Below are 19,485 nucleotides of genomic sequence, written 5' to 3'. Positions count from 1 at the left end.
GATGGGGAACGCATGGCGTAGAACTCTCGGAGGACTGGGGATCGCGGTGGTTGCCGCTGTCGTCGTCAGTGGCTGCTCGGCAGCCTCTGGTGAGGCTGGCGGGACTGACGAAGCCGGTGCAGGGCCGGTCACGATCCGATTCGTTTGGTGGGGCGGAGACGAACGAGCCGCGGCAACACAGCAGGTGCTGGACGACTTTTCGGCGGAGCATCCGGACATCACTGTCGTCGCCGAGCCGGCGTCGTTCGAGTCGTACTGGGATCGGCTGTCGACGGATGCCGCCGGTGGGAACATGCCAGACGTGATCACGCTCGCGAGCCCGTACACCCTGGAGTACGCGAATCGTGGTGCGTTGCTTCCGCTCGATGATGTCGCGGATGTGCTCTCGACCAAGGCATTCGCACCGCAGACTCTCGCCGGAGCGGAGGTTGACGGCGCCGCGTACGGTCTCCCGACCGGAGGCAACGCGATCGGTGTTGTCGTGAATCCGCGAGTGTTCGCCGAGGCCGGCGTTGATCTGCCGGACGGCGATGACTGGACGTGGTCAGAATTCGTAGAGATCGCAGGTGCTATCACGGCGGGGACGGCGGACGGTGTCTACGGCATGGAGAATCGCATCAATGACACGCTCGGCGTGTACGTCACTCAGCGTGGTACCCCGATGTACACCGAGGATGGCACGCTGGGGCCGGATGCTTCCACGCTCGAGGACTACTGGGAAACTGTGCTCGAACTGCTCAACGGTGGCGGGATGCCGCCGGCCGATCTGACGCAGGAGCTGTACACGCTCGGCCCCGCCGAGACGCTGATGGGACAGGGGCGGGCGGGAATGACGTTCGCCTTCAGTAACCTGATCGGCACCTACGCGGATGCCTCCGGCGACGACCTCGTGTTGCTCAGCCCTCCTGGGGAATCGGAGTTCCAGAGCCCTGGGGCTGCACTTCAGGCATCGCAGTACTATGGGGTTGCTGCGACGAGCGAGCATCCGGAAGCTGCCGCACTGCTCATCGATTACCTCGTGAACTCGACCCAGGCAGGGGAAATCATCCTGGCCGACCGAGGGCTGCCCTTCAACTCGGACGTACTCGAGGCGATCACTCCGCTGTTGGATCCGTCCTCGAAGGTGGCCGCCGCGTACGTGCAGCACGTCACGGAGGCGGGCGCAGACCCCGCTCCGGCGACGCCACCGGGTGGTTCTGGGCTCAAGGCTACGTCCGAAAGACTCGACGCCGAGGTGCTGTTCGGCCGGCTCACGCCGGCGCAGGCCGCGCAGTCATTCGTCGACGAGATGACGGCTGCGCTGGAGTGATGTCTCTATTTGTTGTCAACTCCGCATAATCGATTGACACACTTCTCGGCGGATGCTAGCTTCACTCGAGAAAGCGGTTTCTCCAGTGATGGATCATCGAGGCGAAAACGCGCTCTGAAAACCCGACAGACGTTCGGCCGCCATGGCAGCGGCCCCAATCCGAAAGAGGCGCAATGATGCGTACTACGCGTTCCCGCGTGGCCATCGGCTCTGCCGCCGTGGCCACGGCACTTGTACTCACCAGCTGCTCTGCAGGGACAGACACCACCGCCACCGGAGGCGGGTTTGATCCCGACGAGGACATCGAGCTCGAGATCTCCTGGTGGGGAGATGACAACCGCGCCACGCTGTTCGGCGAGGTCATCGATCTGTTCGAAGACGAGTACCCGAACATCACGGTGGTGGAGACGCCAGTCGGTTCACCCGACGACCTGTTCAACCGCCTCGCGACCGATTTCGCAGCCGGCGGTGACACCGCCCCCGACGTGTTCGCACTCGGCGGCGCGAAGCCGCAGGAATACGGCGGCCTCGGCGCTCTGCTCGACTTGGCCACAGTCAGTGAGCAGCTGGAAACCAGCAACTATCCGGACTTCTCGCTCACCAATGCACTGGTCGATGACAAGCTGTACGGGCTGCCCACCGGTGGCAACGCGACGGCAGCCTTCATCAACGCCGACATCTTCGAGCAGGCCGGAGTCGACGTGCCCGCCGACGGGTGGACCTGGGACGACCTGATCGAGGCGTCGAACGCGATCGGCAGCGCAGGTTTGGTCAACGCAGACGGCAAGCCCATCTACGGCATCGACCTGCGCGTCCAGGACATCCTGGGTACCTACGCCGGGCAGGTCAGCGAAGTTGGCATTTACGACTGGGACGGCCAGCTCGGCGTCGATGTCGACGACATCGCCGGTTGGTTCGAGATCGAAAAGCAATTGCTCGAGGGCGGGGCACTACCTGACCCAACGGTCGTGACCGCAAACTGGGCGCTCCCGCCGGACCAGCAGCCGTTCACGCTCGGTCAGGCCGCGGTCACCTTCGGTTACAGCAACCTGATGGGCGTGTACGCCGGCGGCGGAGAAGACGTGCAGATAATGCTGCCGCCGTCCGACACCGACGTCTCCGGCGTGGCACTGTTGCCTTCGGCGTTCTGGTCGATCAACGCGGCGAGCAAGCACCCCGAGGCTGCGGCTCTGCTCGCGAGCTGGTTCCTGAACGAACCCGCCGCTGCCGAGCTCATCCTTGACACCCGCGGTGTGCCGTTCAACCCCGACACTCTTGCGGTGGTCGCCCCACTGCTGAGCGGGCCCAGCCAGGTCGCGGCGGACTACGTCGACGTCGTGCTGACCGAGGGCGTCGTCGCGCCGCCGCAGCCGGCCGGTGGCTCGATCCTGAACGAGCTCGCGCAGCGCATGGAGTCTGAAGTTCTCTTCGGCCGTGCCACTGCTCAGGAGGCGGCGCAGCGCTTCATCGATGAGCTGGGGGCAGCACTGCAGTAATCTGCGAATTATCGGGGCGCGGGTGGTGTCTATGCCGCCCGCGCCCCACTGACGTCTTCAGGAGGCGGACATGACAGCGACTGCGCGGGCCGAGGCCCTGCACCGTCTACGCGCGGCAAACCCGATCGATCGTGCCGGGCTTTCGGGCACCCCTCTGGGGGAGGGACTCGAAGCATCCGGCATCCGCTTCGTCGCGATCGGTGGGCCGCTCGAGCAGCGTTGGAATGACGCACTCGCCGATCTCACGCGATGCATCCGCCCCATCGACGGACCACCGGTACTGAACGAGGGTGGCGTCTACGACGGATGCTGGCTGGAAAGCACCGGCACCATCAACGTCGAGATCCTCGACCGCTTCGCACCGGGCATCGGCCGCGACACCCTGCTGCAGTTCGCAGCCCTGCAGCGCGACGACGGGATGATCCCTTACAAGGTGACACCTTCGGGTGCCGGATTCAGTCAGATCCAAATCGTCACGCCGCTGGCCAGAGTCGTGTGGCGACACTTTCAGCGCACCGGTGATCGCGGTCTGCTGCGCACGATGTATGACGCGATGGTGCGCTACGACGAATGGCTGGCACGTTACCGCGACACCGCAGGCACCGGCGCAGTTGAAGCGTTCTGTGCGTTCGACACCGGACACGATCTCTCGCCTCGGTTCTGGTTCGCCCCCGATCGCGCGTTCGGGGGTGATGCCCGTCAGGTGGATCCGGCCGCATCGGGTGTGCCATACATCGCCCCGGATCTCACCGCGAACGTCGCATGCCAGCGCGCCTACTTGGCGGTGATCGCCGATGAGTTGGGGGAGGACGGCACGCCATGGCGGGACCGCGCATCCGCATCTCTCGACGCGCTCTGGGAACAGTGCTTCGACGAGGTCGACGGGATGTTTTACGACCGGGATCGTTCAGGACGTTTCGTGCGCATCGCATCAGATGTGTTGCTTCGCGTGCTGGCCTGCGAAGTCGGTGACGAGGCTTTCTTCGCAGAAGCTCTGCGCCGTCACCTGATGAACACCCGGCGATTCCTTGCGCATCACGGCTTCACCACGATCGCGATGGATGACCCTCGCTTCGACCACGATTCATCTCGCAATTCCTGGGGTGGCCCGGTGAACTTTCTCGCACAACTGCGCGCGCCAGAGGCATTCGAGCAGCACGGCCATGTGGCCGAGCTCACGTTGACCGCGGGGCCAGTACTGGCAGCGCTTGCGGTCGCCGACCGCTTCCCGCAGTGCCTGGATCCCTGGTCGGGAGACGCGGGCTTCACCGAGGTGTATTCGCCGTCGATCCTGTGGTTCTTGGATGCCGTGGAGCGATACAGCGGGGTGCTGGAGCGACCTGACGGCACGCTGTGGTTCTCGGGATTCGCACCGACGCGGCTGGAACATGCCGCCGCGGCCGAGGCGATCGGATATGCGCGCGTCATCCACGATGTCTCCTGGGAGCTCACGGCAGACGACGACTTGGTGGACGTACTCAAGGACGGGCTGCCGGTATTCTCCTTTCCGCGCGGATGGCGGGTCCAGACCGATGCCGTGGGAGAAGTCACGTCGATCATCGGACTCGCCGCACAGCCGGTCGCAGGCGCGCTCGTGCTTCCGGCCGGAACTGTTCAGCTCGAGATCGCGCCGAATGAGCGGGTGACGCTCTCGGGCGGTAACGTCATTGGCCGGTCGTCAGTGGAGTTCATTTCGCCGGTGTTCTGAGCCGCAGACCCTCTGGCGTCTCTTCAAGCGGGAAGAAGCGCGCGCGCTCGTCCGGCGTGCGGTTCGGGGTATGCAGGGTCAGCAGCAGCGTGCCGCCTGCATCCGTGAAAATCATTCCGTGCCCGCCGTCGGCCGGCCACAGTGGGAGTTCGGACTGCACCCACGGGCCGGCGATACTGCCGGACGTCGACGTCGCCACGCCCATGGCGTAGCCGGCATCGCCAAAGCTCGACCACAGCATCAGCAGACGGCCGTCTGCGGTGCGGTGCATCGAGGGGCCGTCGGTGACGAAGACCTGCGGGAACTCTGGGCGCGGGATACTGCGCGCCCACGGTGCTTCGGAGGCGCGGAACAGCAGTTGGGGTTCGCCGATCGTGGTGCGCAGATCCTCGGTGAGGCGCACGGAATGGATCTCGCCGTCGCCGACGTCCTTCCACTCGTGGCAGAAGACCAGATAGGGGATGCCATCGTCGACGTGCAGTGTGCCGTCAAGGCATTCCCACTCGCGCGGGGTGACCGGTTCGTTCGACCAGGGTTCATACGGCCCCTCCGGATGATCGGCACGCAGAATCTGGGTGCCGCGGCGATATCCTTCCGCGGTGAAGGTTGCAAGCAGGTAGAACGCGCCTTCGTATGGGTGCACCTCGGGAGCCCAGTACTGGGTATGTGACCAGAAGTCCTCGGCGGGACGGAACGCCGGGATCGGCCCGTGCCAGGTTTCCAGGTCGCTACTGCGATAGGTGTCAAAGCCCGTCGCCGGCCCGTTCCAGATGTTCGTGTCAGTGCTGCCGAACAGCCAGTAGTCGCCGGAGGCCTGGTCGTGCAGGACGAACGGGTCTCGGATCTGGATGTCTTCGAGGCGCATGGTGATCTCCGGCGGTCTCAGGAGGGTCAGGTCAGGTCGAGTGCGACGGGGCGCGGGATGCCGCGTACGTCGACGGTCGGCCACGCGGGGTCGGCGGTCAGCACGGTGGGGCCGGCATCATCGATGATCACGGTGTCTTCGAGCTTGGCATGCGGCACCCAGGGGTTCCAGGCGAACGCGCCACCGGAGACCACGCGACCGGCACTGGTGGGGGAGATCTTCGGATCGCGACCCAGATAGCCGGTAGGGCCGCCCTGGTGGTGCGCGCGCCAGGCTGGTTCTTGCGCGCTCCCGAAGCCGTGGGCTTGGTATGCGGAAGCAATGTCGGTCAGCACATCCGCAAAATCACGCCCGGGCCTGGTGGCCGCGAAGATGTCGGCTTCCACCAGACGGAGCCGGCGTTCCTGGTCGCTCTCATGGCCGCGGAATCGTACCCAGCGACTGAAACTGGCGTGCAGTCCATGACGGACGGCCGTGACGACGACGAGAGCGTGATCCCCGAGTGACGCACCGGTGGGGAGCGGATGCTGCACACCGCCGCGCGCCGATCCAGCGACGAGGATGACTGCGGGCGTCGCTCCCATCGACAGCACGGCGCGGCCGAGCTCCGCGGCGAGTTCGTGCTCTGTCATGTCGGCTGTGCTCGCTCGCAGCACCGCTGTGACGGCTACTGCGGCATCCTGACCCAGCAGTGCGTAGCGCGTGCGCTCGGCGGGAAGCAGCGCTGCGCGTGCCTGGCGCAGCTCATCGGCGATGTCACTGTCGACCAGCATCCCCTGCGGGGCATCTGCGAGCGATCCGAACCAGGGGATGCGCTGGAACTCGGCCCCGGCGATCTCCTCGGCCTGTAGTCGCTCGGCCTCATTCTCCAGAGCGGTGACGATGGCGGTGCCGTCGCGATGGATGATCGCCGAGCACACCGCGGCGCCTCCGATCGGCACCTGCACCCTGGCGCCGTCGAAGTACCAGGCGAGGTTCTCCGGCCCGGTCAGCAGCATGCGATCGACACCGTGCGCGTCAAGGATCGACGCGAGACGGGCGTGCTTGTGCGGGCGATCAGCAGTGACGGCAGGCATGTTGGCATGTTACCGGAGAAACCGCTTTCACGGGAGCTGTCGCGCTGTGCGAGATTAGATCGTCAGCGTCCAGGCGACGCTCGCACCCATCTCTTCGGCACGTGCCAGGTGCTCGTCGTCGATGTCGCCGGTGAACACCACAGGTGTGGCGGCGAGTCGGAGGCCGTAGCCGGTCGTGATCGACTGCATCGCCCTCTCGGCGCCGGTGGTGTCGTGGCTGCCGTGGATCCAGTAGGAGAAGGGTCGGCCCTTTGTTTGTGCGTGCGTCTCATTGAAAGTGGTATCGAAGAAGTGCTTGAGAGCGCCGGAGATGTACCCGAAGTTCGCCGTCGTGCCGAAAACGACGGCATCCGCGTTGAGCAGATCCTCGGCACTCGCATCGAGAGCGGCGCTTTCGATGATCTCCACGCCTTCGCTCTCTGCGGTGCGGGCACCGCGTAACACCGCCGCGGAGATGGTTCTGAGCCTCGGCGTCGGAGAGTGGTGCACCACCAGCAGACGGGACATAAATCCACCCTAGTTCGCTCCCACGTTGGGTGGGATCCCGTTGCTAAGGTGAAAGCGTATTCGGCTATTGAACGAAGGAGTTCAACGTGTCACAAATCAAAGAAGAGCACCGTTCTCGGGGTGTCATGCGACCGATCAACCGGTTCTTGGAGCGGTGGATCCCCTCCGCCCTGACCTTCGCGATTGTCTTGACACTCATCGTGGCGGTCCTTGCGATGACGCTCACGCAGACCAGTCCCGTCGACGTGGTGAAGGGGTGGGGTGACGGGCTCTCCGGGCTTTTGGCCTTCATGACACAGATGTGTCTGATTCTGTTGCTCGGCTACATGCTCGCCAACACGCGCCCGGTGCAAAAGCTGCTGCGGTGGCTCGCACGGGTGCCCAGCAACGCCGGCTTCGCATACGTCTTCGTGTTCGTCATCGCCGCGATCGCGAGTCTCATCACCTGGGGTCTGGGACTCATCGTCGGCACGCTGCTTGCCCGTGAGATCGCGGTCGAGGCGCGCAAGCGCGGACTGAAAGTACACTTCCCGTTGCTGGTGGCCTCCGGATACTCGGGCTTCGTCGTCTGGCACATGGGGTACTCGGGTTCCGGTCCGCTGACGGCCGCCACGCCGGACTCCTTCCTCGCGCCGAGTCTCGGCGGTGAGGTGCTGCCGATCACCGAGACGACGTTCTCGACCTGGAACATGCTCGCTGCCCTCGGCGTCATCGTTGTCGTCGCCTTCTTGATGTTCCTCATCCGGCCGAAGAAGAACGATCCGATCTTCGAGCTTCCCGCGAGTGTCGGCTCTGAGGAGACGGATGAGTATGACGATGAAATCGTCACTCCGGCTGACCGCATCGACGCGTCGCGCATTCTGACGACGATTGTCGGCGTGGGGCTGGTCATCTACCTCATCGTGCACTTCGTAGGGGGAGGCACACTCACCCTCGACATCGTGAACTGGTCGTTCCTGGCACTGATCCTGTTGCTGGTGCGCAACCCGTTCGAGCTCATCCATCTCACCAAGAAAGCGGCATCCAACGTCGGTGAGATTCTCCTGCAGTTCCCGCTGTACGCGGGCATTCTCGGCATCATGGCTTCGTCAGGTCTGATTGCACTGTTCTCCGACGCGTTCGTCTCGATCGCCACGCCGACCACGTTCGGCGTGCTGGCCCTGCTCTCGGCTGGCATCGTCAACTTCTTCGTGCCGTCCGGCGGGGGTCAGTTCGCGGTGCAGGGGCCGATCATGCTGGATGCCGCCAACCAGCTCGGCGTCGATCCGGCAATTGCGGTCATGGCGGTGGCCTACGGCGACCAGTGGACCAACATGATCCAGCCGTTCTGGGCGCTGCCGGTGCTGGCGATCGCAGGACTGAAGATGCGCGACATCCTCGGGTATACCTTCATCACGCTGCTGGGTTCCGGTGTCGTGATGGCGCTCGTCCTGTTCCTCGTCAGCCTCTGATGCACAACCACGCCGAGACTGCGACGATTCGCTGCGGTCTCGGCGTGGTCTTGCATCGTGACGATCAGTAGCTGGCGCGCTCGGTGCTTTTCTGTTCGCTAGCCGTGGCGTCCGGTATCCAGTCGGCTGCGAGCTTCTCGGTCGCACGCGCGAGGATCGACACGTCAGCGGCCACGAGGACGAAGGATGCTCCGGCGTCGAGGTAACGGCGAGCCGTCGCCGGATCGAACGCGTTCACGCCGACGGGTTTTCCTGCTTCGCGGACCGTCGCGATGGTCTGCTCTACCGCTGCGACGACGTCAGGATGCTCCTGCTGCCCGAGAAGGCCCATGGATGCGGCCAGATCACTGGGGCCGATGAACACGGCATCCACGCCATCGACCTCGGCGATCGCGCGAGCGTTGCGCACCGCGGCATCCGTCTCGATCTGCACAGTGAGTGAGGTGATTTCGTGTGCACGCTGCAGGTAATTCTCGATGCGGTTGAACTGCCCGGCGCGCGCCAGCGCGCTGCCGACGCCGCGGATGCCGCGGGGCGGATAGCGCGTCGCCGCGACAGCAGCCGACGCTTCGTCGGCGGTGTTCACCATCGGCACCAGCAGGTTCTGCGCACCGAGGTCGAGGAACTGCTTGATCAGCGTCGCGTCTGCCGACGGCACCCGCACCACGGGTGTGATCGGGTACGGCGCGACGGCCTGCAGCAGGGCGAGCGTCGATTCCAGGCCGATCGGGCTGTGCTCGCCGTCGATCAGCGTCCAGTCCAGGCCTGATCCGGCGACGATCTCCGCGGCGATCGGGCTGCCGGAGCAGATCCATGCGCCCACCAGCGGCCGAGAAGCATCCGCGAGTCGATCGCGAAACGACGGCGCGGGTTCTAGATGAATCGGCATGTGATCTTTCCCATCGGTCCGTAGTCGCACAGCACGTCATCGCCCTTGGACACCCACATCGGACGGGTGAACGAACCCGCGAGGATGATCTCCCCGGCCTCGAGCCGCGCACCGTGCTGGTGGAACTTGTTCGCGAGCCACGCGACGCCGGTTGCCGGATGTCCGAGGACGCCGGCGGAGACACCGGTCTCCTCGATCTCACCATTGCGGGAGAGCACACCAGGCACCCAGCGCAGGTCGATCTCGTCCGGCCGCTTGTGCACGTCGCCGAGCACCATCGCGCCGTACGCGGCGTTGTCGCTGATCGTATCGACGATCGTGCGTCCCTCGAGCTCGATGTGCGAGTTCAGTACCTCGAGCGCGGGCACGGCATAGTCGATTGCTGCGAGGGCATCATCGAGTGTGCAGTCAGGACCTTCAAGTGGATGCTTCAACACGAAGGCGAGTTCGACCTCGATCCGTACGTTCGAGAAATCATCGAAGCGGATCTCCGCACCCGACGGATACACAGTGTCGTCGAACATGACGCCGTAGTCGGGTTCAGTGATTCCCGTCGCCTGCTGCATTGCCTTCGAGGTGAGTCCGATTTTGCGACCGATGAGCGTGCGCCCGGCTGCGAGGTTCTTATCACGCCATATGCCCTGAATGGCATAGGAATCCTCGATTGTGGCATCCGGGAACCGCGCCGTGATCCGGGGTATCACTGCGTTGTTCTGCTCGGCTTCAGCGAGCTCATCCGCGATCCGCGCGATCACGTCAGGTGACAGCATTCTCACTCCTTAGAGCTGGTGGCCTAGCTTGTACTCACCCTGTTTGTACTCTGGCATCTCTTCGCCCTTGCGGGTGTACGAGAAGCCGTCGGCGCCGATCGTCACCGCCATCTCGCTCGCATCGGTGCGGGCGATAACGGGCTGGGGACTGCCGTCAAGGTCGAGCACAAGGGATGCGTCGGTGTACCAGCTCGGAACGACGGGGTTGCCCCACCAGTCACGGCGCTGGTTGTCGTGGACGTCCCAGGTGATGACGGGGTTGTCCGGATCGCCGGTGTAATAGTCCTGCGTGTAGATCTCCACGCGGTGCCCATCGGGGTCGCGCAGATACAGGTAGAACGCGTTGCTCACACCGTGGCGACCGGGACCTCGCTCGATCGCATCCGATCGGCGGAGCGCGCCGAGCTTGTCGCAGATCGCGAGAATGTTGTGCTTCTCGTGGGTCGCGAACGCGACGTGGTGCATACGCGGGCCGTCACCGCCGGTCGCGGCGGTGTCGTGGACAGTGGGCTTGCGGCGCATCCACGCGGCGTAGACGGTGCCGTCCTCATCCTGGATGTCCTCCGTGACGCGAAATCCGAGGTCTTGGTAGTGGCGGACAGCGCGCGGCACGTCGGGGGTGACCTGGTTGAAGTGGTCCAGGCGTACGAGTTCGCCCGGCGTGTGCAGGTCGTAGCGCCAGGACAGCCGCTCCACGTGGGTGGTCTCGAAGAAGAACTCGTAGGGGAAGCCGAGCGGATCCTCCACGCGCACCGAGTCGCCGATGCCCGTGACAAAGCCGTCCGGGCGCCGCTCGACGCGGCATCCGAGCTCGGTGTAGAACTCGACGGCGCGGTCGAGATCCTCCGCGCTGCGCACGCGATACGAGAACGCGGCGACGGCGGCAATCGGACCCTTGCGCAGCACCAGATTGTGGTGGATGAATTCCTCTGTGGAGCGCAGGTAGATCGCCTCGTCGTCCTCAACGGTGACATACAGTCCGAGCACGTCGACGTAGAACTGGCGGGATGCCGCGAGGTCGGTGACCACGAGCTCCATGTACGCGCAGCGCAGGATGTCAGGGGGAGTGCTCGTCGGTGTGGCGACGGGGTTGTCAGAGTGAATCGGCGCCTCCTGCGATACGTAGTATCCCGAGGAGGTGAGGGTCATGTCTTCACGGTTGGTCATGTCAGCGTCCTTGCTCATGATTCGCGAGACTTCGCGTGTGTCATATAAACCGTCCGTTTCGGTGACACAGGCGAAGTTTCGCGGGAGGTGGGGTGGTGTGGGGCAGGGTCAGTTCTTGCCGAAGGTGGGGGAGTGTGACTCAGCGAGCGTGATGTGCACGGACTGCTGGTCGGTGTAGAAATCGATCGAACGATAGCCGCCCTCGTGGCCGAGACCGGAGGCCTTCACACCGCCGAACGGGGTGCGGAGGTCGCGCACGTTGTTGCTGTTCAGCCACACCATGCCTGCCTCGAGGTCGCCCGCGAAGTTGTGCGCGCGCTTGAGGTCATTCGTCCAGATGTACGCGGCCAGGCCGTACCTGGTGTCGTTCGCCAGTGCCAGCGCCTCTTCATCGGACGCGAATGGCGTGATCGCGACCACGGGGCCGAAAATCTCCTCTTGGAAGATTCGCGCGTCGGGCGAGACATCGGCGAATACGGTCGGGGCGACATAATTACCGGTCTCGAAGCCCTCCGGGCGCCCGCCACCAGCGACCAGGCGCGCCTCGGTCTTGCCGATCTCCACGTAGCTCATGACCTTGTCGTAGTGCTCTGGATGCACGAGTGCGCCGACCTCCGTGGTCGGATCGTTCGGCAGTCCGACTTTGACACGCTTCGCTTGAGCCGCGTATTTCTCCACGAACTCCTCGTATATCGACTGTTCGACGAGGATGCGGGAGCCGGCAGTGCAGCGCTCGCCGTTGAGCGAGAACACGCCGAAGATGGTCGCGTCGACCGCGGCATCCAGGTCGGCATCGGCGAAGACGATCGCGGGGGATTTGCCGCCGAGTTCCATCGAGAGACCTTTGAGGAACGGTGCCGCGTTGGCGAAGATCAACTGCCCGGTGCTGCTTTCACCGGTGAAGGAGATCAGCGGCACACCCGGATGCTTGACCAGGGCGTCGCCGGCATCCTCTCCGAGTCCGTTGACAAGGTTGAAGACGCCCTTTGGCAGTCCTGCCTCCTCGAAGATTCCAGCCCACAGGGATGCCGAAAGCGGCGTGAACTCCGCGGGTTTGAGCACGACGGTGTTGCCGGTCGCGAGAGCCGGTCCGAGCTTCCACGACTCGAGCATGAATGGCGTGTTCCATGGCGTGATGAGGCCAGCGACGCCGATCGGCTTGCGGTTGACGTAGTTGATCTGACGTCCGGGCACTTTGAAGGTGTCATCCGCCTGGGCGACGATCAGATCTGCGAAGAAGCGGAAGTTCTCGGCCGCACGGCGTGCCTGACCGAGCGCCTGTGTGATCGGCAGGCCGGAGTCGAAGCTCTCGAGCTCTGCGAGGCGCTGATCGCGCGATTCGACGATGTCGGCGATGCGGTGCAGCACGCGTGAGCGTTCGCGGGGGAGCATCCGCGGCCATGGACCGTCCTGGAACGCGCGCGTGGCGGCGGCGACGGCGAGGTCGATATCGGCCTTCTTGCCTGCGGATGCTGTGGTGTAGTTTTCGTTGGTCACCGGGTCGAGCACGTCGAAGGTGTCGCCGTCGATCGAGTCGACGAACTCGCCATCGATGTAGTGCTGGATGTGATCGGGGAGCTCTGCGGGGATGCGTGAATCAGTCATGGTTCCTCCGGTGTCAGTGGACGTGCATGCCGACGGCTTCGTCGGGGTGCTTCTTCGTGAGGTAGGCGTCAAGGGTGGCTGCGTGGTGCTGGCGCGCAACGCGTTCGATCTCGATGATCGGGGCGCCGTTCTCGATCAGGGCAACGATGTTCTCGTGCTCACGCACCGACTCATGTGCGCGGCCGGGAACGAAGTTGAATGTTGAATCGCGCAGTCGGTTCAGGCGCGCCATCTCGACTGTCACGAGCTCCTGTAGTCGCGGGTTCGGGCACGCGGCGATGAGCGCCGCGTGGAACTGCTGGTTGAGGCGTGTGAACGACGGTGGGTCGAAGTGATCGAGAGTCTCGATCATCTGAGCATTGATCGCGCGGGCGAACTTCAGATCGTCGGCGCTCAGATGGGGGGCGGACATGGCCGTTGCGCTGCCCTCCAGGATGCTGAGTGCCTCCATGCTGTGCCGATACTGGGCATCGTCGACCATCGCGACTCTGGCGCCGACATTGTGCTCGAAGTGCACGAGCCCTTCGGCTTCGAGTTGACGGATCGCCTCACGCACCGGCACGACGCTCATGTCGAGCTCTCCAGCGATCGCGCCAAGGACGAGCCGGTAGCCGGGGGTGTAGGTCTGGCCCGCGATGCGCTCCTTGATCCAGTGGTACGCGCGCTGCGACTTGCTGATGATGACCTGTGTCATGGGCGGCTGCCTTCGTACTTCGCACGCCATTCGGCGTTCATCGGAAACAACCCGTCCAGGCCGTAGCCTTCAGCGACGCGCGCGGCGATCCAGGCATCCTCTGTCTCCTGGGCGAGTGCGGCGTCGGCGACCTGCTCTGCGAGAGCGGCCGGGATGACGATCACGCCGTCTCCGTCGCCGACGATGATGTCGCCGGGCTCGACGGTGGTTCCTCCGCAGGCGACGGCCACGTCGTACTCCCACGGCACGTGCTTGCGTCCGAGCACCGCCGGATGTGCACCGCGCGAGAACACCGGAAGTCCGATCTCGACGACGGTGTCGTAGTCGCGCACGCCGCCGTCCGTGACGATACCGGCCGCTCCCCGCGCCTGCGCGCGCAGAGCCATGATGTCGCCGAGGGTGCCGGAGCCCGATTCGCCTCGGGCCTCGATCACGATGACCTCGCCCTCACAGACTGTGTCGAACGCGCGCTTTTGCGCGTTGTATCCGCCGCCATGAGTCTTGAACAGATCCTCGCGGCCGGGCACGAACCGCAGCGTTTTTGCGGTGCCAACGAGTGTCATGCCGGGCTGGGCCGCGTGCACACCGTCGATGATGCAGGCGTTGATGCCGAGTTTGCGTAGTTGTGCGGAGAGGCCGGCAGTGGGAGCAGCCTCGAGCTTGGCGCGAAGTTCGGGGGAGAGCACGGTGCCGGTCGGTGCGCTGGGGAGGAGCCCAGCGGCCTCCGCCGAACCCCACGCCTCGGTGCGCTGCACGTCGTCGACGGCTGGCATCGATCCGAGCGTCTCGTCGAACGGCACGTCGCCCTGCGTGACGGTGGTAACCAGTCGGCCGGATGTCGGGGCTCCCGGTGCATCTGGGGCATCCACCTCGATCTCGACGACGTCGCCGGGCACGATCACGGAGGATCCGGCCGGGGTGCCAGTGAGGATGACATCGCCGGTCTCGAGGGTGAAGTGCTGGGAGAGGTCGGCCACGAACTGCGCGAGCGGGAAGATGAGCCCGTCCGAAGTGTCGTCCTGGCGGAGCTCGCCGTTGACCCAGGTGCGAACACGGATGCCGGTCGGGTCGATTGCTCGCGCGTCGATCAGGCGCGGGCCGAGCGGCGTGTAGCCGTCGCCGCCCTTGGAGCGGACGTTGGAACCTTTGTCGTTCGCGCGCAGGTCGTAGAGGCCGAGATCATTCGCGGCGGTGACGGATGCGACGTGCGACCAGGCATCCTCGATGCGGACGTGGCGGGCAGGAGTGCCGATGATCAGCGCGATCTCACCTTCGAAGGCGAGGAGCTCGGTACCGGCCGGCCGTTCGACGGTGCCACCGGACGGTGCGATCGAGCTTGCGACCTTGAAGAAATAGGAAGGATGCGCGGGGCGCCGGCCACGCTGATCAGCACGGGACGCGTAACTGAGGTGGATCGCGATGATCTTGCCGGGGCGGGCAATCGAGTCCGTCACGTTGGGCGCCTCCTTGCGTCTGTACGACGCTCTTGTGCGACGTATTCGAAATCGTATATCATCCTGGCAGTGGGTTGCAAGCATGCATCTGCTGCCCGTGACAACGACGTCATCCAAGGAGCATTCAATGACTGATCAGCCCGGCTTCACGCCGACAGGCACCATCGCCAGCGCGGCGGATCGCCGTCGCGTCGTCTTCGCCACAGTCGTCGGAACCACTGTCGAGTGGTACGACTTCTTCATCTACGCAACAGCGGTTGGCCTGGTCTTCGGGCAGCTGTTCTTCTCGTCTCTCGGCACCGATTCCGTGATCCTCGGCTTTGCGACCGTCGGCATCAGCTTCCTGTTCCGGCCCCTTGGCGCCTTCCTCGCCGGTCACTTCGGCGACAAGCTGGGACGCAAGCGAGTGCTGATGTGGACGCTGATCCTGATGGGGGCCGCGACAGCCCTGATCGGCGTCTTGCCGACAGACGAGGTCATCGGCATCGGTGCCCCCATCCTGCTCGTGATCCTGCGCATTCTGCAGGGCATCTCGGCGGGTGGCGAATGGGGCGGCGCCGTCCTGATGGCCGTCGAGCATGCGCCGAAGAAGCGCCGCGGCATCTTCGGTGCCTCGCCGCAGATCGGCGTGCCGCTGGGACTTCTGCTGGCATCCGGTGTCATGGCGATCATGACCGCGATCGCACCCGGGGAGCAATTCCTCGCGTGGGGCTGGCGCATTCCGTTCCTGCTCAGCGTCGTACTGATCCTGGTCGGCTACTACGTGCGTCGCAACGTCGAGGAGAGCCCGGTATTCCTTGAGCTCGCCGAGCGCAAGGAGAAGGCGAAGATGCCGATCGTGCAGCTGTTCCGCAAGCACACGCCGCTCGTCATCATCGCCGCGCTCGTCTTCGCCGGAAACAACGCGATTGGCTACATGACCACCGGCGGCTTCGTCCAGCGCTACGCGACTGCCGAGGACGGACCGATCGCTCTCGAATTCGGACCCGTGCTCTGGGCGGTTACCGGCTCCGCTGTCACCTGGCTGCTGAGCACGCTTCTCGGCGGATGGATCTCCGACAAGATCGGTCGCCGCAATACCTATATCACCGGCTGGGTCCTGCAGCTGGTGGGTGTCTTCCTCCTGTTCCCGCTCGTGAACACGGCAAACGTCTGGCTGTTGTTCCTCGGTCTTGCGATTCTCACGATCGGGCTCGGCTTCACCTATGGTCCGCAGGCGGCGCTGTACACCGAGTTGTTCCCCGCATCCATTCGGTTCTCTGGGGTCTCGATCTCGTACGCGATCGGCGCGATCGTCGGCGGTGCGTTCGCTCCGACGATCGCCGCGGCGATCGTGAAAGCGACCGGCTCGACCGACATGGTGACCTGGTACCTCGCCGGGATGACGGTGATCGGCCTGATCGCCACGTTGCTGCTGCGTGATCGCAGTGGTATCCCGCTCGGTCCTGACCACGAGGAAGAGCAGGCGAAGAGCCCGATCTACGGCTTCGCGAGGGCCTGAATCTCATCAGGGGCGGATGCCTGTGGCATCCGCCCCGTCTCTCGATTTTCTGAAGGAGTTTCGATGCAGTTCCACCACCACGGCTACGTCTCGCAGGACCCACGCATCGTCGAGGCGTCTGGCACCGGGGTCGATCGCCCTGGCGAACTGCCGGATGAGACGGACGTGCTCATTGTCGGCTCCGGCCCCGCTGGCATGCTGTTGGCTGCACAGATGTCGCAGTTTCCGGACATCACCACCCGGGTCATCGAGAAGCGCGATGGCCGCCTCGTGCTCGGCCAGGCCGACGGCATCCAGCCACGCAGCGTCGAGACGTTCCAAGCCTTCGGCTTCGCAGAGCGGATCACGGCCGAGGCGTACAACATCGCCTACATGAACTTCTGGGGACCTGACCCGGAGAACCCTGGCGACATCATCCGCACCACGCGTACCGAGGACTACGGCCTCAAGATCAGTGAGTTCCCGCACCTGATCGTGAACCAGGCCCGCGTGCTGGACTACTTCGCGGAGGCCGCCGCGCACGGCCCTGGACGGATCATTCCGGACTACGGCGTGGAGTTTCTCGGGCTGACGATCACAGACCAGGGTGAGCACCCGATCGAGGTGCGCGTGCGGGATGCTGCGGGCGAGCGCACCATCCGAGCCAAGTATGTCGTCGGTAGCGATGGCGCGCGCAGCGGCGTGCGCGAGGCGATCGGACGCACCCACGTCGGAGAGTTCTCCGCGCATGCCTGGGGCGTCATGGACGTGCTCGTGAACACCAACTTCCCGGATTGGCGCACCAAGTGCGCGATCAACGCACAGGCCGGTAACATCCTGCATATTCCGCGCGAGGGCGGCTATCTCAGCCGGGTCTACGTCGATCTGGGTGAGGTCGCCGAGGATGATAACCACCAGGTGCGCCAGACTCCGATTGAGGCGGTCATCGCCAAGGCCAACGAGATCCTGCATCCGTACTCGCTGGATGTGAAGGAGATCGCCTGGTCGAGCGTGTACGAAGTCGGGCACCGCGTCACTGATGGTTTCGACGATGTCGGCGGCGACGTCGATCGTCACCCGCGTGTCTTCCTTACCGGCGATGCCTGCCACACGCACAGCGCCAAGGCAGGGCAGGGGATGAACGTGTCAATGCAGGACGGATTCAACCTGGGTTGGAAGCTCGGATCGGTGCTCGCCGGACGCAGCCCCGAGTCGCTGCTGTCGACGTATTCAGCCGAGCGGCAGCCGGTCGCGCAGCAGTTGATCGACTTCGATCGTGAGTGGTCTTCGCTGATGGCGCGTAAACCGGAGGAGATCTCCGACCCGCAGGAGTTGTCGAATTATTATCTGGCCACGGCCGAGTTCCCGTCCGGTTTCATGACGCACTACACGCCGTCGGCGATTACCGGCTCCGATGAACACCAGGCGCTCGCCGCCGGGTTCCCGATCGGGCGGCGCTTCAAGTCGGCCGAGGTGGTTCGGGTGTGCGACGGGAATATCGTGCATCTCGGCCATCACGCCAGGGCCGACGGGCGTTGGCGTGTGTACGCCTTCGCGGATGCCGCGGGGGAGAAGCTCGCGCCGTGGGCGTCGGCCGTCTCGCCGGTCCTCGCCCGGTACACGCCGGCGGACGCCGATGCGGATGCCGTGTTCGACGTGAAGGCGATTTATCAGCAGGCGTTCGAAGACATCGACATTCTTTCGGTGCCGGCACTGTTGCTGCCGAAGACGGGGCCGCTGGGGCTGACCGACTGGGAGAAGGTCTATACCGCGGCTCCCAATGCGTGGTCGAAGACGGACATCTTCTCTGAGCGCGAGCTGTCACGCGATGGCGTCGTCGTGGTCGTGCGCCCAGACCAGTACGTCGCCGCGGTGCTGCCGCTGGAGGCGACGGACGAGCTGGACGCATTCCTATCGGGGGTCTTCCTCCCCGCCTGACCCGTGCTCCGCCCGTCGCGCTCGGCTGCGAGAAGTCGGTGAGAACGTGACACGTGTCATGTGAACGACGTGACAGCGCCCTCCGGAATCGAGCGGACGCACCAGCCAGGCTGTAAGCATGAGCACAGCACAGGAAACCCTGGCCTCCCCGCGACTCAGCGCCACCGCATCCGACACCGTCATCGCCATCGAAGGGCTGCAGAAGCACTTCGGCGCTGGCGACCGAGCCGTGAAAGCGGTCGACGGCCTGAATCTCAGCATCCGCCGCGGCGAGGTAGTCGCTTTGCTCGGCCCTAACGGTGCCGGAAAGACGACCACGCTCGACATGCTGCTCGGCCTCGCAGACCCCAGCGGCGGCACCGTTTCGGTCTTCGGCGAGCAACCGGCGAAGGCGGCAAAGTCTGGTGCCATCGCTGCAGTGCTACAGACCGGCGGCCTGCTGTCAGACCTCTCTGTCCGCGAGACGGTCGAGGTCATCGCATCCCTGCACGGCCCTGAGGCGCTCGGCCGCGTACCCGAGGTACTCGCCGCCACCGACTTGGAGCCGCTGGCTCGCCGCCGGATCGCGAAGTGCTCGGGCGGCGAGCAGCAGCGTGTGAAGTTCGCACTCGCGCTGGTCGCCGATCCGGACATCCTCGTCTTGGACGAGCCGACCGCAGGTATGGACGTCACCGCCCGTCGACACTTCTGGGACGTCATGCGCGCGGATGCGGATGCCGGGCGCACCATCATCTTCGCAACGCACTACCTCGAAGAAGCAGAACAGTTCGCCCGCCGCACCGTGGTCATGCACCACGGCCGCATCGTGGCGGATGCCCCTACCGCTCAACTACGCGCGAACCTCGGCGGGCGCACACTTGCCGCGAACCTTCCGGCGACCGACGCGGATTACCTGGTGCGGACGCTGAATGAGACCGACGGAATCACAGAAGTGCGCGTCGACGGTGAGCGCGTGAGCCTGCGCGCGACGGACTCGGATGCCGCAGCATCCGTTCTCTTGAATTCTGGGGCGCACGATCTAGAGATCGCCGCACCCACCCTTGAAACCGCCTTCACAGCCCTGACGGAGAACTGAT

The 19,485-nt window shown here is 64.8% G+C and carries 16 protein-coding genes; 7 read left to right on the top strand and 9 right to left on the bottom strand.

Annotation, left to right across the window (positions count from 1 at the left end; genetic code table 11):
* Position 1: 1 nt before the first annotated feature.
* The 3 genes from ACSU04_RS05975 (at position 2) to ACSU04_RS05965 (ending at position 4,513) form a co-directional block, all read left to right on the top strand.
* Positions 2–1,309 carry an ABC transporter substrate-binding protein gene (locus tag ACSU04_RS05975; protein WP_439288747.1) on the top strand — a complete coding sequence of 436 codons (1,308 nt, stop codon included), beginning with the start codon at positions 2–4 and terminating at the stop codon, positions 1,307–1,309.
* A 176-nt stretch (positions 1,310–1,485) separates the two neighbouring features.
* Positions 1,486–2,805 carry an ABC transporter substrate-binding protein gene (locus ACSU04_RS05970; RefSeq protein WP_439288746.1) on the top strand — a complete coding sequence of 440 codons (1,320 nt, stop codon included), beginning with the start codon at positions 1,486–1,488 and terminating at the stop codon, positions 2,803–2,805.
* A gap of 70 nt (positions 2,806–2,875) precedes the next feature.
* Complete coding sequence (locus ACSU04_RS05965; protein WP_439288745.1) at positions 2,876–4,513, top strand: MGH1-like glycoside hydrolase domain-containing protein; 1,638 nt, start codon at positions 2,876–2,878, stop codon at positions 4,511–4,513.
* Here ACSU04_RS05965 and ACSU04_RS05960 read toward each other — a convergent pair.
* The 3 genes from ACSU04_RS05960 to ACSU04_RS05950 are packed head-to-tail and all read right to left on the bottom strand — an operon-like array spanning position 4,494 to position 6,961.
* The gene (locus tag ACSU04_RS05960) at positions 4,494–5,378 is read right to left on the bottom strand and encodes a glycoside hydrolase family 43 protein (protein WP_439288744.1); all 885 of its coding nucleotides are present in this window, start codon (positions 5,376–5,378) and stop codon (positions 4,494–4,496) included. The genes ACSU04_RS05965 and ACSU04_RS05960 overlap by 20 nt on opposite strands.
* Positions 5,379–5,404: 26 nt before the next feature.
* The gene (locus tag ACSU04_RS05955; protein ID WP_439288743.1) at positions 5,405–6,454 is read right to left on the bottom strand and encodes a M24 family metallopeptidase; all 1,050 of its coding nucleotides are present in this window, start codon (positions 6,452–6,454) and stop codon (positions 5,405–5,407) included.
* A 54-nt stretch (positions 6,455–6,508) separates the two neighbouring features.
* Entirely contained in the window at positions 6,509–6,961 is a 453-nt protein-coding gene (locus ACSU04_RS05950) for a flavodoxin family protein (protein WP_439288742.1), read from the bottom strand.
* A gap of 125 nt (positions 6,962–7,086) precedes the next feature.
* On the opposite strand from ACSU04_RS05950, the gene ACSU04_RS05945 reads away from it, so the two are divergent.
* A complete protein-coding gene (locus ACSU04_RS05945) occupies positions 7,087–8,412 on the top strand; it encodes a short-chain fatty acid transporter (protein ID WP_439284010.1) in 1,326 nt (441 codons plus the stop codon).
* A gap of 64 nt (positions 8,413–8,476) precedes the next feature.
* Here ACSU04_RS05945 and ACSU04_RS05940 read toward each other — a convergent pair whose 3' ends face one another.
* The 6 genes from ACSU04_RS05940 to ACSU04_RS05915 all read right to left on the bottom strand — a co-directional run bounded on the left by ACSU04_RS05940 (position 8,477) and on the right by ACSU04_RS05915 (position 14,991).
* Positions 8,477–9,301, bottom strand: coding sequence for an HpcH/HpaI aldolase family protein (locus tag ACSU04_RS05940; RefSeq protein ID WP_439288741.1), 825 nt, complete (start codon positions 9,299–9,301; stop codon positions 8,477–8,479).
* Positions 9,286–10,071: a 2-keto-4-pentenoate hydratase gene (locus tag ACSU04_RS05935; protein WP_439288740.1), complete on the bottom strand. Its 786-nt coding sequence runs from the start codon at positions 10,069–10,071 to the stop codon at positions 9,286–9,288. Before ACSU04_RS05935 ends, ACSU04_RS05940 begins: the two co-directional genes overlap by 16 nt.
* A gap of 9 nt (positions 10,072–10,080) precedes the next feature.
* Positions 10,081–11,238: a 3,4-dihydroxyphenylacetate 2,3-dioxygenase gene (gene hpaD / locus ACSU04_RS05930; RefSeq protein ID WP_439283817.1), complete on the bottom strand. Its 1,158-nt coding sequence runs from the start codon at positions 11,236–11,238 to the stop codon at positions 10,081–10,083.
* 108 nt (positions 11,239–11,346) lie between these two features.
* Positions 11,347–12,843: a 5-carboxymethyl-2-hydroxymuconate semialdehyde dehydrogenase gene (gene hpaE / locus ACSU04_RS05925; RefSeq protein ID WP_439288739.1), complete on the bottom strand. Its 1,497-nt coding sequence runs from the start codon at positions 12,841–12,843 to the stop codon at positions 11,347–11,349.
* Positions 12,844–12,856: 13 nt separating this feature from the next.
* Positions 12,857–13,537 carry a GntR family transcriptional regulator gene (locus ACSU04_RS05920; protein ID WP_439283813.1) on the bottom strand — a complete coding sequence of 227 codons (681 nt, stop codon included), beginning with the start codon at positions 13,535–13,537 and terminating at the stop codon, positions 12,857–12,859.
* On the bottom strand, positions 13,534–14,991 hold the full coding sequence (locus ACSU04_RS05915) for a fumarylacetoacetate hydrolase family protein (protein WP_439288738.1): 1,458 nt from the start codon (positions 14,989–14,991) through the stop codon (positions 13,534–13,536). The genes ACSU04_RS05920 and ACSU04_RS05915 overlap by 4 nt, the downstream gene beginning before the upstream one ends.
* A 127-nt stretch (positions 14,992–15,118) precedes the next feature.
* Here ACSU04_RS05915 and ACSU04_RS05910 point away from each other — a divergent pair, with 127 nt between their 5' ends.
* The 3 genes from ACSU04_RS05910 to ACSU04_RS05900 all read left to right on the top strand — a co-directional run bounded on the left by ACSU04_RS05910 (position 15,119) and on the right by ACSU04_RS05900 (position 19,484).
* Complete coding sequence (locus ACSU04_RS05910; protein ID WP_439283809.1) at positions 15,119–16,492, top strand: MFS transporter; 1,374 nt, start codon at positions 15,119–15,121, stop codon at positions 16,490–16,492.
* 63 nt (positions 16,493–16,555) lie between these two features.
* Positions 16,556–18,409, top strand: coding sequence for an FAD-dependent monooxygenase (locus tag ACSU04_RS05905; protein ID WP_439288737.1), 1,854 nt, complete (start codon positions 16,556–16,558; stop codon positions 18,407–18,409).
* A 118-nt stretch (positions 18,410–18,527) separates the two neighbouring features.
* Entirely contained in the window at positions 18,528–19,484 is a 957-nt protein-coding gene (locus ACSU04_RS05900) for an ABC transporter ATP-binding protein (protein WP_439283805.1), read from the top strand.
* The last annotated feature ends 1 nt before the right edge of the window (position 19,485 follow it).

It is taken from the genome of Microbacterium sp. A84 (assembly GCF_051842815.1).
Classification (GTDB): Bacteria; Actinomycetota; Actinomycetes; order Actinomycetales; family Microbacteriaceae; genus Microbacterium.
This window is presented reverse-complemented; position numbering and strand designations above follow the sequence as displayed.